9 protein-coding genes, 1 tRNA gene and 2 pseudogenes are annotated in these 14435 nt (G+C 55.3%); 1 reads left to right on the top strand and 11 read right to left on the bottom strand.

The window, feature by feature from the left end; all coding sequences use genetic code 11:
- Positions 1–53: 53 nt before the first annotated feature.
- The 5 genes from HDF14_RS21465 to HDF14_RS21445 form a co-directional block, all read right to left on the bottom strand.
- Positions 54–138 (bottom strand) — tRNA-Leu (locus tag HDF14_RS21465).
- 216 nt (positions 139–354) lie between these two features.
- Positions 355–1050 (bottom strand): lipid-binding SYLF domain-containing protein, encoded by a 696-nt coding sequence (locus tag HDF14_RS21460; RefSeq protein ID WP_183980789.1) that lies wholly within the window; start codon positions 1048–1050, stop codon positions 355–357.
- Between the two features lie 253 nt (positions 1051–1303).
- Entirely contained in the window at positions 1304–3736 is a 2433-nt protein-coding gene (locus HDF14_RS21455) for an Orn/Lys/Arg decarboxylase N-terminal domain-containing protein (RefSeq protein ID WP_183980787.1), read from the bottom strand.
- Positions 3737–3891: 155 nt separating this feature from the next.
- A complete protein-coding gene (locus tag HDF14_RS21450; RefSeq protein WP_313899656.1) occupies positions 3892–4575 on the bottom strand; it encodes a sigma-70 family RNA polymerase sigma factor in 684 nt (227 codons plus the stop codon).
- Positions 4576–4684: 109 nt separating this feature from the next.
- A complete protein-coding gene (locus HDF14_RS21445; RefSeq protein ID WP_183980785.1) occupies positions 4685–5407 on the bottom strand; it encodes an HAD family hydrolase in 723 nt (240 codons plus the stop codon).
- Positions 5408–5771: 364 nt separating this feature from the next.
- On the opposite strand from HDF14_RS21445, the gene HDF14_RS21440 reads away from it, so the two are divergent.
- Entirely contained in the window at positions 5772–9065 is a 3294-nt protein-coding gene (locus HDF14_RS21440) for a serine/threonine-protein kinase (protein WP_183980782.1), read from the top strand.
- 80 nt (positions 9066–9145) lie between these two features.
- Here the strand turns inward: HDF14_RS21440 and HDF14_RS26915 are convergent, their stop codons facing one another.
- The 6 genes and pseudogenes from HDF14_RS26915 to HDF14_RS21420 form a co-directional block, all read right to left on the bottom strand.
- A complete protein-coding gene (locus HDF14_RS26915) occupies positions 9146–9634 on the bottom strand; it encodes an SPASM domain-containing protein (RefSeq protein WP_260698484.1) in 489 nt (162 codons plus the stop codon).
- Positions 9635–9784: 150 nt separating this feature from the next.
- Positions 9785–10078: pseudogene (locus HDF14_RS26910) on the bottom strand (radical SAM protein); the annotation flags it as partial.
- A 94-nt stretch (positions 10079–10172) separates the two neighbouring features.
- A complete protein-coding gene (locus HDF14_RS26905; RefSeq protein WP_260698483.1) occupies positions 10173–10928 on the bottom strand; it encodes an amidohydrolase family protein in 756 nt (251 codons plus the stop codon).
- Positions 10929–11567: 639 nt separating this feature from the next.
- Positions 11568–12170, bottom strand: a pseudogene (locus HDF14_RS26900) (class I SAM-dependent DNA methyltransferase); the annotation flags it as partial.
- Positions 12119–13582, bottom strand: a complete 1464-nt coding sequence (locus tag HDF14_RS21425) for a B12-binding domain-containing radical SAM protein (RefSeq protein ID WP_183980776.1) — start codon at positions 13580–13582, stop codon at positions 12119–12121. The pseudogene HDF14_RS26900 and the gene HDF14_RS21425, both read right to left, overlap by 52 nt.
- Positions 13579–14391: a class I SAM-dependent methyltransferase gene (locus tag HDF14_RS21420; protein ID WP_260698477.1), complete on the bottom strand. Its 813-nt coding sequence runs from the start codon at positions 14389–14391 to the stop codon at positions 13579–13581. Before HDF14_RS21420 ends, HDF14_RS21425 begins: the two co-directional genes overlap by 4 nt.
- Between the last annotated feature and the right edge of the window lie 44 nt (positions 14392–14435).

Genomic DNA, 14435 nt, shown 5'->3' with positions numbered 1-14435 from the left:
ATAAGGCCAGCCGTTTAGGGCTGGCCTTCTCGTAACTTATTGATTTTTTGGATTGGTGCGGAGGAGGGGACTTGAACCCCTATGCCTTGCGGCGCTAGCACCTCAAGCTAGTGCGTCTGCCAATTTCGCCACCTCCGCGCTTTGTCTCGACGCTGGTGAGCGCGAGGTGCGGTAAGCAATCCGAAGGTAAGTATAGCATCTGCGATGGGTTGAATGAGAGCGGGTGTGGATAAGGTTTTGCGAAAGCGAGAACTCACCGGCGAGGAAGATGGTGAACCAAGCGAACAACACCCGGAGGACGGCGTCTGGTGCGAGCTGACGCCACCCTTCCGGGCGAGGTTTGGCGGACTATTTCTAGTTGGCTGATGCGGAACGCTTCGGTGATGCTTTGCGGAGCACGCTGTCCAAAGCCTTCCCTGCAGGCGTTACGGTTACGGCTCCCTCGCGGACGATCTCGGTTGCAGTGATGTTTTTGCCGTAGACAGCCTTGTTGGCGTCGTCGTCGGTGTCCATCGAGGCGCTAGCGATCGAGGCTCCGGCGAACAGTCCGCCTTTGGCTCTAGAGTAGGTGAGGACGTCGACGCCTGGATCGTTGGCAGCGACCGCCTTGGCTCCGGTTGGCCCGGCAACCGCGGTTGCGTCAGCACCCAGTTTGGCCTTGCCGGATAGAATCTTCTGGGCTCCGGTTTTGGTTTCGACCAGTAGGACGTAGTCTGTGGAAGAGCTGCCGAGCTGCACTCCCAAGCTGCCAACATCCAGTTTGTACATCGCGGGAGCCGACCAGGGACCGTTCATGTCCGTGCCGGAGCGGCAGACAATGACCCCACGACCGTAGGTTACGCCGATGCCGATCCCAACTTTTTTGACAGCAGGGAAGACGAGGACACATACGGATTTATCGAGCAGATTTTGGGGGATGCCGTCAGGTTTGGCGAGGATTTGTCTCAGAACCTCTGCTGAATCACCCAGGCGATTGTCGATCTTGGATTGCGCGACGGCGGGGAAGGTGACTGCAGTGCATACCAGAGCGAGTAGGAAGTTCTTTTTCATTGTGGAACCTTTCTTGGTTGCTTTCTGGAATATTGGCCGATCGTCGTAGCTGGTTCGATGCACATAGGACTGACCAGTCTTAACCGGTGAAACTTATCGAAAGTACCAGGCCGTGATGCAACGGGAGGAAGAGTACGGCAACGGTAATACGGAAATCAACCGCCATCGACTATGGAGGAAGTTAAAGGGAACGGCCTCCTATGTCAACAAAAAAGGTCATTTGACTTGTCGGAAGAGGCGTGGTTTATGCAATTTACCTTTCGGACCCTAACCCGCTTCCCGGGACGATCACGGAGGTAGCAGGTGTACGTTTCCTCTTTTTGACCGGCGGTGCGGCGTTTGGCGGGCGTTGTTTTCCGTGGCCATTACCGTTTTTTTTCTTGCCGGGAGTTTCGATCACGGCGCGCATCCAGTAGTTTCCTTCGGCGTCGGACTCTATGCCGTGAACTTCGCGCTCGAAGCCGGGGAAGCGCTTGCCGAACTCCTCCATTGCCAGAATGAGCTTGATGACAGGGCTTTCAGAGCCGCCGAGGCGCTCGCCGGGCATCGACATTGGAATGCCTGGAGGGTAGGGAACGAGCATGACAGCGGCGATTCGGCCGGCCATCTCGGAGAAGCGAATTTTTTCCGTTTCATGGCGAAGGAGCTTCTGGTAAGTCTGTGCAGGAGTCAGGATGGGGTCGAAGTCTTCGTCGCAGGCGTCATTGACGAGGCCTGAGAGGTTGAGCTGAATCATCGCGGCGTGCATCTCGTCGGAGAGCTCTTTGAGGGAAACGTTGCGATAGCGGTGGGGATAGCGGGTGACGAGCTCAGGCAACGCTTCTTCGAGCGAGGCTTCTGAGTCGTAGAGACGTTTGAACTCGAAGAGGTTTTCAAGCAGGGCGCCCCACTTGCCTTTGGAGGTGCCAACGGAGAAGAGGACAAGAACGGTGTAGTCGCCAGTACGGGCGATCTCGACGCGGCGGCCGTCGAGGAATTCGGTGATGATGGCTGCGGGGATTCCCCAGTCGCTGACGACACCCTGGGCGTTGACTCCAGGGGTGAGGATGGTGACTTTGGTGGGGTCGAGCATGCAGTAGTCGTCGGCGATGTCCTCGTCCTGATAGCCATGCCACTCTTCGCCGACTTTGAGGGTCCAGGCGCTGGAGCGGTTGGTGAGGAGTCCGTCTGCGGCTTCTTCGAGGAGATAGGTCTGTCCGTCGAGGGGATCGAAGACGTACTCGGGCTGATATAGCCGGAAGAACCAGCCTTGCTCGGCTGCGCGGAGACGGTGACCGATCGAGGACATGGCCTTGCGGAAGCTGATGGCATCCTGCAGGGTCTCACTCATCAGGGTGGGGCCGGCGGGCTCGTCCATCATTGCGGCGGCTACGTCGAGTGAGGCGATCAAAGGGTAGAACGGCGAGGTGGTGCCGTGCATCATGAAGGACTCGTTGAACTGATCGAAGTCGAGATTGGCGCGGGGGCTTAGCTTGACGTGGATCATGGAACCCATGGAGAAGGCGGCCAGCATCTTGTGGGTGGACTGCACGGCGAAGATGGTGGGGCGATCGGGCATGTCGTCCGGTACGCCCATCGCGAAGCGGCCCTGGTAGATCTCGTGGAACTTGGCGTAGGCGTACCAAGCCTCGTCGAAGTGGATGCGGGGGACGGATTTCGAGAGCTCGGAGACGACTTTATTGACGTCGTAACAGAGGCCGTCGTAGGTGGAGTTGGTGACGACGGCGTAGGTGGGGTTCTGGTTGGCGACGCCGGTGGTAAGGGGGCTCTTATCTATGATGCCGCGGATGAACTCGGGACTGAATCGCTTGAGTGGTACGAGTCCGATCATGCCGTAGCCATTGCGCGTGGGCTTCATATAGACGGGGCGTGCGCCGGTGACGGTGAGGGAGTGGCAGATGGACTTGTGGCAGTTGGCGTCGGCTACGACGATGTCGTCCTGCGCGATGACGCCGTGGCCGACGATCTGGTTAGAGGTGCTGGAGCCACCGAGGACGTAGAAGGTCCAGTCAGCGCCGAAGATGCGGGCGGCGTTGCGTTCGGATTCGCCTGGGGGGCCGAGATGATCGAGCCAGGAGCCCAGCGGCGCGGTAGAGATGCCGAGGTCCGAGCGCATAATGTTTTCGCCGAAGAACTTGTGAAACTCCATGCCGACGGGATGCTTGAGATAGGCCACGCCGCCCATGTGGCCGGGCGCGTCCCAAGAGTAGGCGCCCTGGTCGTTGTACTTCTTCAGCTCGCGAAAGTAGGGCGGGAGGAGTTGCTCGTGGTAGCGCTCAACGGCGAAGTCGACGCGGTTGGCGATGAAGGCGGGGGTGTCGCCGAAGAGATGGATGTACTCGTGGACCTGTTTGACCACTTCGAGAGGAAGTTCGCTGACCAGAGTACGGTCGGCGATGAGAAAGATGGGGATTTTTTTGTTGCGGCGACGAACGGCGCGGAGGATGGCCAGTGCGGCTCCTTCAGCAAACTGGTTCTCGCCTTCGAGGTCCCAGTCCAACAGGATGGCGCTGTAGGACGGATCGGATGTGACCAAAGACAGACCATCTTCTGGAGTCGAGGTGCGGACGACCTCGTAGCCTTCGAGACGGATTGCCTCGACGAGGCGCTCCATGGCGCGATCTGAAACGGAATCCGTACCGCCAACTTCACTCGCAATCAATAAAACCCAACGACCTTCGCTCATTACACCTCTCACTTCTTCTCTTTTAGTCCTCTTAGATGGTACAGGGAAGTTTTGTGGGAGGTTTATGGAGTGTTAACGTGGGGGATTTTATTGTTTTACGGCACTGGCGCACCGGAAGAACGCAAGGAGCAGTCTTCGGTCTTCGGCCACGGCGTTCAGGATAGCTTTGTTTCGACGCAGCGGCAGTCGAGACAACCGTGCTTCGAGCAGGTGCCGCAGACGAGAGTGAGCTGCTTCTTGAGGGCTTGACGTGCACGATGAACGCGAACAGTGGCGTTGCTTTGCGTGATTCCGGCTTTGAGTGCGAAGGCCTGCAGGCTGCCTTCTGCAAGGTCTACGTCACGAAGTATCTCAGCGTACGTCGGTTTCAGTGTGTGGAGGACGTCGTCGATACACGCGCAGACAATTTCACGAGTGCGCGCGTCTTCCCCCGCTTCGCGGTTTAGATCTTCAGCCCATCGTTCCAGCGCACGATCTTCGGCAGCTCGATGGCGATAGTAGTCGATGACACTATTGCGAAGGGTGCTGTAAAACCAAGCGATCGCTGACTCATCCCGCCGGAGATTTGAGGTCTGTTCCATGGCGCGGAGATAAGCGCTTTGCAGAATATCTTCCGCAGTCGCAGTGGAGTCAACTCGTCTGCGCAGGAAGCGAAGAAAGTGCTCCCGCTGCTGCAAAAGCCCGGTGAGGACGGTCGTGGACATGTTTCGAGAGGTAGGAAGCGGTGCGAGATCGTCTCCACACCGCTCCTGTTCGTTATTTGGATGCATTGCAAGTACAGTCAGCGTCGCAACACGAGCATTCGGCGCATGTGCAGATGGGCCAGCAAGAGCATTCACAGTTTTTCGTGGTCATAAAAACTCTCCTTGTGTCCGGCTTTAGGATCCGAACAAAGTAGAGGACGGACGAAGGGCGAAATCATTACAGTTGGAGAGTGGAGAGGGGCCGCTAAAAGTGTCGGGTGAGATCGGCGAAGCTTGCCAGCTCGATGAGTTGTTGGCCAGCGGGGGGCTGGTTGACGACTTCGTGTTCGAGGACCCAGGTGAAGTCGTGGGGGATGAAGATGGCGTTCAGGCCGGCTGAGAGAGCGGGATTGACGTCCGAGCGTGGACTATTGCCGATCATCCAGGTATTGCAGGCGTCGCAGCCGTGCTGAGAGGCTAGCGAGAGATAGGCCTGATGATGTTTTTCAGGGAGCACCTCGACTGCAGTGAAGTGGGCGGCGAGGCCGGAACGATGCAGTTTGTCGGTCTGTTCGGTCTGATCTCCCTTGGTGACCAGGATGAGACGATGGCGGGTGGCAAGTTCGCTGAGGGTGGGTGCCACGTTGGGTAGGAGCTCGATCTCCTGCTCGGCGATGGATTGGGCGAAGCTTTCGATGCGGCGGTGTTTCTCATCCGTCATCGGGGTGTCGGTGAGCTGCTCGAAGCAGGCGATCAATGATTGGCGGAAGCTGTGAAGTCCGTAGCCGTGGGTACGGATGGTGTCGTGCTCGACTTGATTGAGATGGCTTCGCACCTCTTCGGCTGTGTGGACGCGATGATCGAGGTAGGAGACGAAACTGGTAATCGCACGTTCGAAGTAGATGTTGTTCTCCCAGAGAGTGTCGTCGGCGTCGACGAGGAGGGTCTGGTTGGCGGGGCGGCGAGTGACCTGATTGGGGGAGTTCACAGGCTGATTATAAGGCGAATCGAGGTTCCGATTCGACACACTCAGAGAACAAGCAAAGGGGGATGCCACGCTTGGGGGATGTATCCCCGGAGTGGGGTATGCCAGAGTTGAAAGCAATGATTAGTACTGTTCTCGCGCATATGGAAATGTCGAATGCAGGATTTACTCACGATCGCAAACCCTCTGTGAATGTGGGTTATAGAGTATGGAACCCTTTCGAAGTAGAACTGAGAGCTTCCACCGACGGTCAGTATGATCAAGTCGCACAAGGTGTTAAGAGCTCGATATCTGTTGTGAAATGACCGCTGCGCGAATCTCGTGAGATTTGATCGACGCTGAAAAAAATAAAAGGCAGACCAGGGGCATGATTCCAGAGAGTGGCCAGAGGTTCGGTCCGTACGAGATCCTGGGCAGGCTGGGCAGCGGCGGTATGGGCCTCGTCTTTCGTGCGTGGGATGAGCGGCTGCATCGCCAGGTTGCTGTGAAGCTACTGCATGAGAGCTACAAGATGCCCGGGATGCGAGAGCGCTTTCTGCAGGAGGCGCGGGCCGCATCTGCGTTAAATCACCCGAATATTTGTACGGTCTTCGATATCGGCGCTCAGGATGGCACGCCTTACCTGGTGATGGAGTTGCTCGAGGGCGAGACAGTGAAGTCCCGAATTGAGCGGGGCGCGCTTTCGCCGGACGAGATTGTCCGCTATGCGTTGGAGATCTCCGACGCGCTGGCGGCTGCGAACACCAAGGGCATCGTGCACAGAGATATTAAGCCGGCAAATATCTTTCTGGTAAAGATGCCGAATGGAAAGAGCCAGGCGAAGGTGCTGGATTTTGGCTTGGCGAAGATCGGGCTTGAAGAACGTGGGGGGTGGGAGTCGCGGACGCTGGATATGACGCTTTCCGGGGCGACGGTGGGAACGGTGGCGTACATGTCACCGGAACAGGCACGGGGCGAGTCGCTGGACGCACGCTCGGACTTGTTTTCACTGGGTGTCGTATTGTACGAGATGGCGACTCGGCGAGTTCCATTTGAGGGAACGACGAGTGCGCTGATGTTTGTTCAACTTCTCAGTCACACGCCGGATTCGGTGCGCACCTGGAACGAATCGATTCCTCGTGAACTTGAGCGCGTCATCTTTAAACTGATGGCCAAGGATCGGACAGACCGATTTCAAACGACGAAGGAGTTGCAGGAGGCCCTGACTAAGGCCGGCGGCAAATTAGGTCGAGGCGGATGGCTGCACAAGGGGCCGATGTCGGCCGTTCCGCTTGTTCGTGCTTATGACCCGGTGGCTCCGCATAAGGGGCCGAAACGCAGGTCCGAGTCGGGCCATGGCGGTAAACCGGCGTCGCCGCGAACAAAGTCTTCAAGCGATAACAACAAACTGGTCCGTACGGCTGCCGGTCCTGGAAAAGATTATGCGGGCGCTATAGAGGGCGCGCGTTCGATACAAGCTGAAGCTCCGGCAGATGAAAATGAGTATCAGTTGCAGCTTCGTTCGACGTACAGTGTTTCGACGCGAGGCGACTCTTCGAAGGACGCTGTCGACGAGGAGTTTGATCATGTTGCGTCGGCGGCGCCGAGTTTGCGATACGGAGAATCGGTTCCGCTACAGCCTTCCGCCGTACTAACGAGCTTTGAAGACGGCACTGAGGACGTCGTCGAGAAAGCGCTACCGGAGTGGTCGCGTTCCGAGGACGAATTCTTCGCAGAGTTGGTGGCGGAGCAGGCGAAAAAAACGCGTGTGCGGATGGCAGTCATAGTGGTCGTAGTTCTTGGCGTGGTGGCGGGTGCCTTTCTGCTGATGGGTAGAAGTCTCTTGCGACCGATGGTGCTAAAACCGAGTGATCGTTTGCTGCTGACTGTTATCCAGAACAAGACCGGCGATCAAACGCTGGACGGAACGGTGATGCAGGGTCTCGAGATTGCACTGCATCAGTCAAAGAGTTTGAATGTGCGTGGTGGTGACGCATATCATGCGGGGTCGCGTCAGCTCGAGACAGAGAGCAGCGATGTGGTGATGACGGCACCTGTGCAGAGTGTCGCGCAGAAAGTTGGCGCGAGGGTCTATTTGTATGGAGAGATCACTGGATCGGAGGCACCCTACACGATTAGTGTGGATGTTCTGAGAGCAGACTCGAACGACAAAGTGGCGAGTCTTGATGTGATTGCTGCGAGGAGGGAAGAGATTCCGGCGGCGATCGGTCAACTGGCCGTGGCGGTGCGAAAAGAGATCAGTGTGGATAGTAAAGCCGACGTCCAAAAAAGTGTTTCATTTGGCGATGATGCTTCGGCGAATCTGGAAGCGTTACATGCATATTCCTCAGGTGCAACGGCTGAGCGAAATGGTCGGATCGTTGATGCATTGAAGTCGTATCGAGAAGCCGTCGGCTTTGATCCTAAGTTTGTCCAAGCACAGATGAGGTTGGCGTGGCTCTATCGCGAAGAGAAGGCCGAAGTTTCATCGGCAAATGCAGCTGGAATGGCTCGGGAAGCGGCTGCTCGCGCTAGTGACGCGGTGAAGCTGCTGGCGCAGTTTTGTTTTGAGATGAACGCAAGTGGAGACCTGACACATGCTACCCGGACGATCCACGAATATGTGATGAGGTATCCGCTCAGTGTTGACGGGCAAAAAGGTCTAGCGTTGACGTTGCGAACGCAGGAGCGATTTCAAGAGGCCCTACAGGCAGCGCAAAAAGGCTATGCGGAGAATCCCTTCGACGCGGAGACATACGTGGAGGCAGAACGCGATCTGATAGGGATGAATCGCTACGGCAGTGTTCTCGAATTGAGTTCACAAGCGCAACACACTGGCGTTGCGCGGAATGCCAACATCTTGACGGCGGCTCACCTGAATGGGAGGGAAGATCTGGTGACGACGCAGGTAGCAGAGTTGGAAAATGCTCTCACTATCACAACGTCGGCCGATCGCATGCAGACAACGTATGCGAATTTGGCCAATTACGTCCTGTTTCTAGATAACACAGGAAGGAGGAGCACTGCAGTGGAACTGTGGCGGAAGACCGCTGCGAGAGCTGGCGACGATAGACAACTTTTGGGCACGCAAGCATATTTTTTGGCGCAGGGCGCACTGGATCAAGCTTTGGCTGAGAATTGCACTGTCGCGCTCTCAATGGTTGAGGAGGTGAAGGGCTTGCAAAAAGGACCTAATGCGATGTTCGTCGCAGGGATGGCAGCCGCTCTTTGCGGTGATCAGCCGTATGCGGTGAAGACTGCCGCTACGCTTCAACAGGATTTCCCGCGAAATACTGTGGCCGTCCAGAACTATGTCCCAGAGTTGCAGGCTGCGGCTGAGATAGGGATGAACGAGCCAGAGAAGGCTCTCCCGGGTTTAGACACGAGCGCACAATACGACCGGTCATTATTGGCAACATATTTGCGCGGGATGGCTTATGCTGCATTGGGCCAAGCGCCGCTAGCCGGCCTTGAGTTTGAGTCGTTGTTGGCTCGCCAGGGTGAGGCGTCGATGCAGCAAGGAGATGTTTATCCGATGGCGGAGATAGACGCAGCGCGGGCCTACAAAAGCAGTCGTAATCAATCAGCAAGCGTCGAGGTTTACCGTAGGTTTTTGAAGTTGTGGAAAGACGCTGATCAGAAGGATCCTCTAGTAACTGAAGCACTGGCTAGGAATAAATAGCCCGTCATGGGGCTGGGCGTTTAATTGGACGCAGCAGAAGTTCGTGCAATAATTAGCATTCAAAAGAATCAGACCAGAACCTAGGCGACCGGAGTGTTCCTTGCCAGACTGTAATTCAACGAACACACACATCGCTTGCAGATTTCGTTGGTCTCCACATCGAGTGAAGCCCTGAACTCCCTTGCCCGATCTCCGTTGACTACGTCTTCTAGAGTCGAGTGAGTCATATTTCCTATTGAGTTGTGAAAGAAGCAAGGACGGACATCGCCATCGATTTCAACGACGGCTGAGACCCAGGGAGCGTTGCAGAGGGGAGCCTCGGGAGAAAATTGTCCGAGATGCTCGCGGAAGCGACGTGTGATCCTTCGCAACTTCGCCGGTGACTCGGCGATGAATCTTCGGTTGAGGTCGATCTCAAACTCTTGAATCATCTGTTCGATTTCAACTTCAAGATCGATTGTCTCTTTGAGGGTCAGACCAATTTGGTTTTGTTTCTCGGCAGGCCATATCTGAAGACGATTGAAGGCTTCGGAGGTTAGATCCGCTGCGAGAAACGAGATGGAATTCAAGCCCCAACTCTTGGCTGCAGTTACTGTCTCTCGCAGATGACGATGGTTGGCTTTTTGGACGGTGGTCCGGCAAGTTATGGGTATGGATGGATTCGATCGGCGAACCGCGCCGACGCCCTTGTGGATGAGATCGAAAGCTCCATTGACACGGCGGATACCGTCGTGAACCTCTCGGGGACCGTCCAGGGAAATGATGATGTCGTCGAAAAGGGTTGCAATCTCAAAGGCACGCTTCAACAACAGAAGACCCGTGGTCAGGAGGGTTATCCGAATTCTCTGATCGCGGAAAAATGTACAAAGCGCTGCGAGATCGTTATGGAGGAGCGGTTCGCCTCCGGTTAAGACTATTTGTCGGACTCCGAGTCGTTGCAACGAAAGACGGTGGCGCTCCAGATTCTCCAGGCGAATCTGTTCTTTACTTTCACGTTTCCAGATGTCGCACATGACACAGCGACAGTTACAGAGGCTATGCACATTCAATATCAAGATCGGCAGCTGTGCGATCCGCTCGGCCTGCGGAGATCGTTTGGTTGATGGCTCATGCAGCACTGGCATGTTCCACCTTCTTTCCGCCGACTCGAATGTCTCGTCCAAGAGTTTTTCTTGCCTGGGCCAACAGACTCTCAATTGGAGCCCGTAACCATCGCCTTATGCCGTCGACGAATAGGGGCTGCAGTCCGACTTGAAGTGAGTTGGGAAGAGAAGCAAATAGAGAATCGCTTGCGAGTTGGACCCTGCCTTCTAATATGACTAGTTCAACCTGATCTACCGTAAGTTGCGCAACGGTTTCTGCCGGTGTAAGGCCCTTGTCGGGCACGGCGATAAGATCGGCTATGGCTCCCGGACGAAGACGCCCCTCTCCGTTCCGGAGCCGCAGGACCCTGGCCGATCTTACGGTAACCATGTCGAAGAGAGACTCCGCATCGAGGCCAATTTCATTGCGCGCAAAATTTATTTCGTCGAGCAGATCACCAGCAGAGGTGAGTGGAGAGTCGCTGCCTAGAACGACTGTGTTAATTGATTTGATCAGGGTTGCGGAAAGAGAAGAATGAAAGAGGAATTGATTCGAAGTGGGGCAAATCACGAGTGCTGAGCGACGTTGATTAAGAAGTGAAATCGCTTTGTGATTCAGGGCCAGACCATGTACAAGTATAGTTCGTTCATCGAGAATTTCCAGCCGATCCAAATCAAAGATCTCCTGCGCGCTTTTTGCATCGACGCCTTCAGCGGCGTGAACTACGAAGGGAAGATTCGGTGGCGTATGGTCAAAGTTGTGCAGGAGATTCGGATCCATCGCCAGAGAGTGTGCCCACCCGAATCTGGCGAGTACCCGAACTGGAAAATCGGGGGCGACCAGTTCGCGCGAGAGAGGGTTGTGATGGCAGACGGTAGTCACCCCGCAGAGGAGATTGCGGATCGCCCCCCATCGCAATCGGGTTTGCTTTGGCACCTTGCGATGGGAGGCAATTGTGGCCGCGTGGGTCCGATGGATCTCCCTCGCCCACTCGGTTGAATTCAGATATGGTCCGACGCCGAGGTTTGGGAAGAGGCTGAACTCAAGATGATCGTGAGCGTTGATCAAACCCGGAAGCAATATGTAGCGGGACAAGTCTACGGTTTCCTTCCGCCCTGTTTGCGTCTCCCCGGTGACAGGCCCTTTGGCCAAGAGAGAGCGTATATGCCCGCGTTCGATCTCAATCGACCCTTCGGCTGCAGAGCTAGGCCCGAGAGCATATCTGCCTCCCGAGAGGCGAAGCGACTGAGAGCTTTCGCTTGCATCAGCGAACTTCGACGTGAGCGTTTTTTTTTGTAACTGCAGAATGTATACAGCAGGGAAGTCTGCGGATTCTTCATAAAACGCCAGCCTGTCGTTTTCCTCGAATATTTTTCTCTCCTCTAAATCGAAAGCGGGCTGGACGTTCGCAAGTAGTTCGAAGCCGTAAGCTTTGAAAGTATTAACTATCGCCTGCAGGGAGTGTCCATGCACACGGAGTTTCTCTGTTGACCCATCGTGAGTGAATGACCTTGTCCAATTACAGGAGATTGCAGTGCCTGGATGCATATCTGTCAAAAAGACATTGGCACCTGGACGGGTAACTCGGTGCAGTTCCCTAGCGACGTCTTTCAAGTTTTCGAGATAGCTTAAAACGAAAGAAGACACGACGAGGTCAATTCTGTTGTCAGGTATGGGCAGAGCCGTGCAAGTTCCTTGTCGCAGGGAGCAGGTGGTTCCAATTTTTTCTTCGGCGCGGCGCAGCATCTTTGTTGACGAGTCCACGCCAGTCAAACTCGCGGCGCCACGTGGCGCCAGGAACTGGAGCCACCGGCCGGTGCCACAGCCGGCATCCAGCACGTGCAGGCCGTTGATATCTGGGAGCATCTGACTTAGAAAACGTTGCTCCAGCATGAGGAGCGGATTAGGCTGCTCATCGTAGACCTGCGCCCAGGTATCGAAGACATCAAAGGAGGACAAAGCAGTTGCAGTCACAGACTTTCTCGCTTTGGTTTGCGGAGGCTGATGAATTCGTTGGCCCATTGAAGTTCAACCGGAAAGCGATAAACTCCGAGAGCGTATCGCCATGCACTGAGAGTTTTTAGGAGAATGCGGCTCCACTTCGGCGCGCGGATGTCCTGTACTGTTGGCCATCGCGAGCCAATGACAGTCTCGAAGTTGTCTATGAGATCTTTCGTTTTACGTTGAAGCCACGGAGCTTGTGTGTCGATGCGCAAAGTGAAATCCATCCACCGCTTTGAAGCCCACTCTGCGGGCGTCGACGGCCACGCTATCTGGCCGTCCACATTGCCATACATGTTTCCAGGCTGCGGCACCGGCGTGTAGTGGTAGATGATGATCTCGGAGTCAGGGTTAATCTTCTTCAATTTGCGAATGAAGGCGAGAGTCTCCCGTGTGTCACGTTCGGGATCGCCGGGGTTTCCGATGACGAAGGAGAACTCAGGAATGATACCGAATTGTTTTGTTCGCTCTGCGATTGTGACTGTTTGCTCTGTATTAATGCCCTTGTTCATCTCTTTGAGAGCCCAGTCGGAGCCTGACTCTGCGCCGAAGAAGATCATCGTGCAACCGGCGCGTTTGAGCGCAGCGAAGGTTTCGTCAGAGTACCGGGACATCACATCGACCCTGGCTTCGCACCACCAGCGAAGATTGAGATGTTCAATTCTCTTAGCAAGCTCGAGAGCGTGATCTTCTCTAAGAAAGAAATTCATATCATAGAACTGGACCGAATCAGCACCGTACTCGGTCACCAAATGGGAGAGAATGGCGGCGGTACGCTCTGGAGACTCCATACGCTCTTTGTTTCCGTAAGCAGCGTGGACACCACAGAAGCTGCAGTTAAACGGGCAGCCAATGCTGGCGTGATGGACGGCGGTACGTTTTCCAAAAAAAGAGGGGCGAAGATATTTCTCGACAGGCAGTCGATGGAATGGCGACCAAGGAAATTCATCAGGTCCTTTCATAGGCCGCTCAGCGTTATTCCTTGGGAGCCCGAAGATGTCTTTGTAGGAGAGGCCGAGAATGGAGTCGAAAGCTCGCCTGCCGCGCATCGCGTCCAGAAGTTCAAGTAGGGTTTCTTCGCCTTGGCCGCGAACGATGTAGTCTACATATTTTGCATTGAGCGCGGCATCTGGATAGACGGAAGGGAAGTAGCCACCCCAAACGATCTTGACGTGAGGATAGGCTCGTCGTATCTCACGGGAAGCGTCCATCGCCGCGACCATCTGTGGTCCTGGCATGACCGAGACGCCGAGTAGCTCAACGTCGTATTGTTCGATTAGCCGCGAAATGGTGGCTACGGGATTGTCATCCACGTTACCGTCGACAATCTCGTAGTCTTCGCATCCCTCGAGTACGGCGGCAATAGCCAATACAGCAAGGGGAAGCCGTCGGTTGCGTGGGTTTGTGGCTCGCGGATTAAAGAGAATGATCATTTTTGTACTCGGGCACTATAGATTCGAAATTGAGATGGTTCACGTCTGCCCTGCACTTTGGCGAGTAATGGCCGCATGAACCAGCGGATGCCGTAACTCGGCGTATGCGCCTGCCAACGAAGTCCGAAGCGCGCCTCCAGTCTTTGGAGACGTTGATCGGTGAGGAATTCGAGGCTGTTGAGACTGTCAGAGGCAATGCCATACCGTTGAGTGAAAGACCTACGCCGTTCGTTTACCATTTGTTGTCCGCTTGCTTCGTTGCGATACCATGGGGTGTCGGCAATAAGAATTGTGCCACCCGCACACGTGCAACGTAATGCTTCAGCAATGGTCTTCTCGTAGTCTTCGGAATAGTGAAATGAAGCGTTGAAGATGACAAGATCAAACGCGTCGTCCATGAGAGGAAGGACGTCGAGCTCTGCCTGGACGCGTGGAAAGAGAGTAGTAAGCTGCTTCTGATAGTGAATTGCGGCGCCTAGCCCGTCTCTGTCGTTGGTAAGCAGATCCACTGCCACAGGCGCGTAACCTCCAAGAGCTAGCCGATAGCTCATCCATCCGTTACCTGCGCCAAGGTCCAGAATTCGAAGCCGCTTTCCATTATCGGGTTTCAAGCCAGGGAGAATATGTCGCTCGATGTAACGAAACGTCCTGGCTCGTATGATCCATTGTTGACTGTTGTTTCCTGACAGGTCGCGATTAGGTAACGCCAAATAGTACTCTGCATCCACGCTGCCGCGGCCCTCCGCAGAGCGAATAAACTCATAGTCACGAATGAAGCGGGAGAAGTGAGAGACGCGTTCGGGAAGCAAAGCTCTCCAAATACCCTCCTCGCTCGACAGCTTTAGGCAACAGT

Source organism: Tunturiibacter gelidiferens (genome assembly GCF_014201335.1).
In the GTDB taxonomy this organism is placed as follows: Bacteria; Acidobacteriota; Terriglobia; order Terriglobales; family Acidobacteriaceae; genus Edaphobacter; species Edaphobacter lichenicola_E.
Note: the sequence above shows the minus strand (reverse complement) of the source record. Positions and strands in the feature narration are given on the sequence as shown.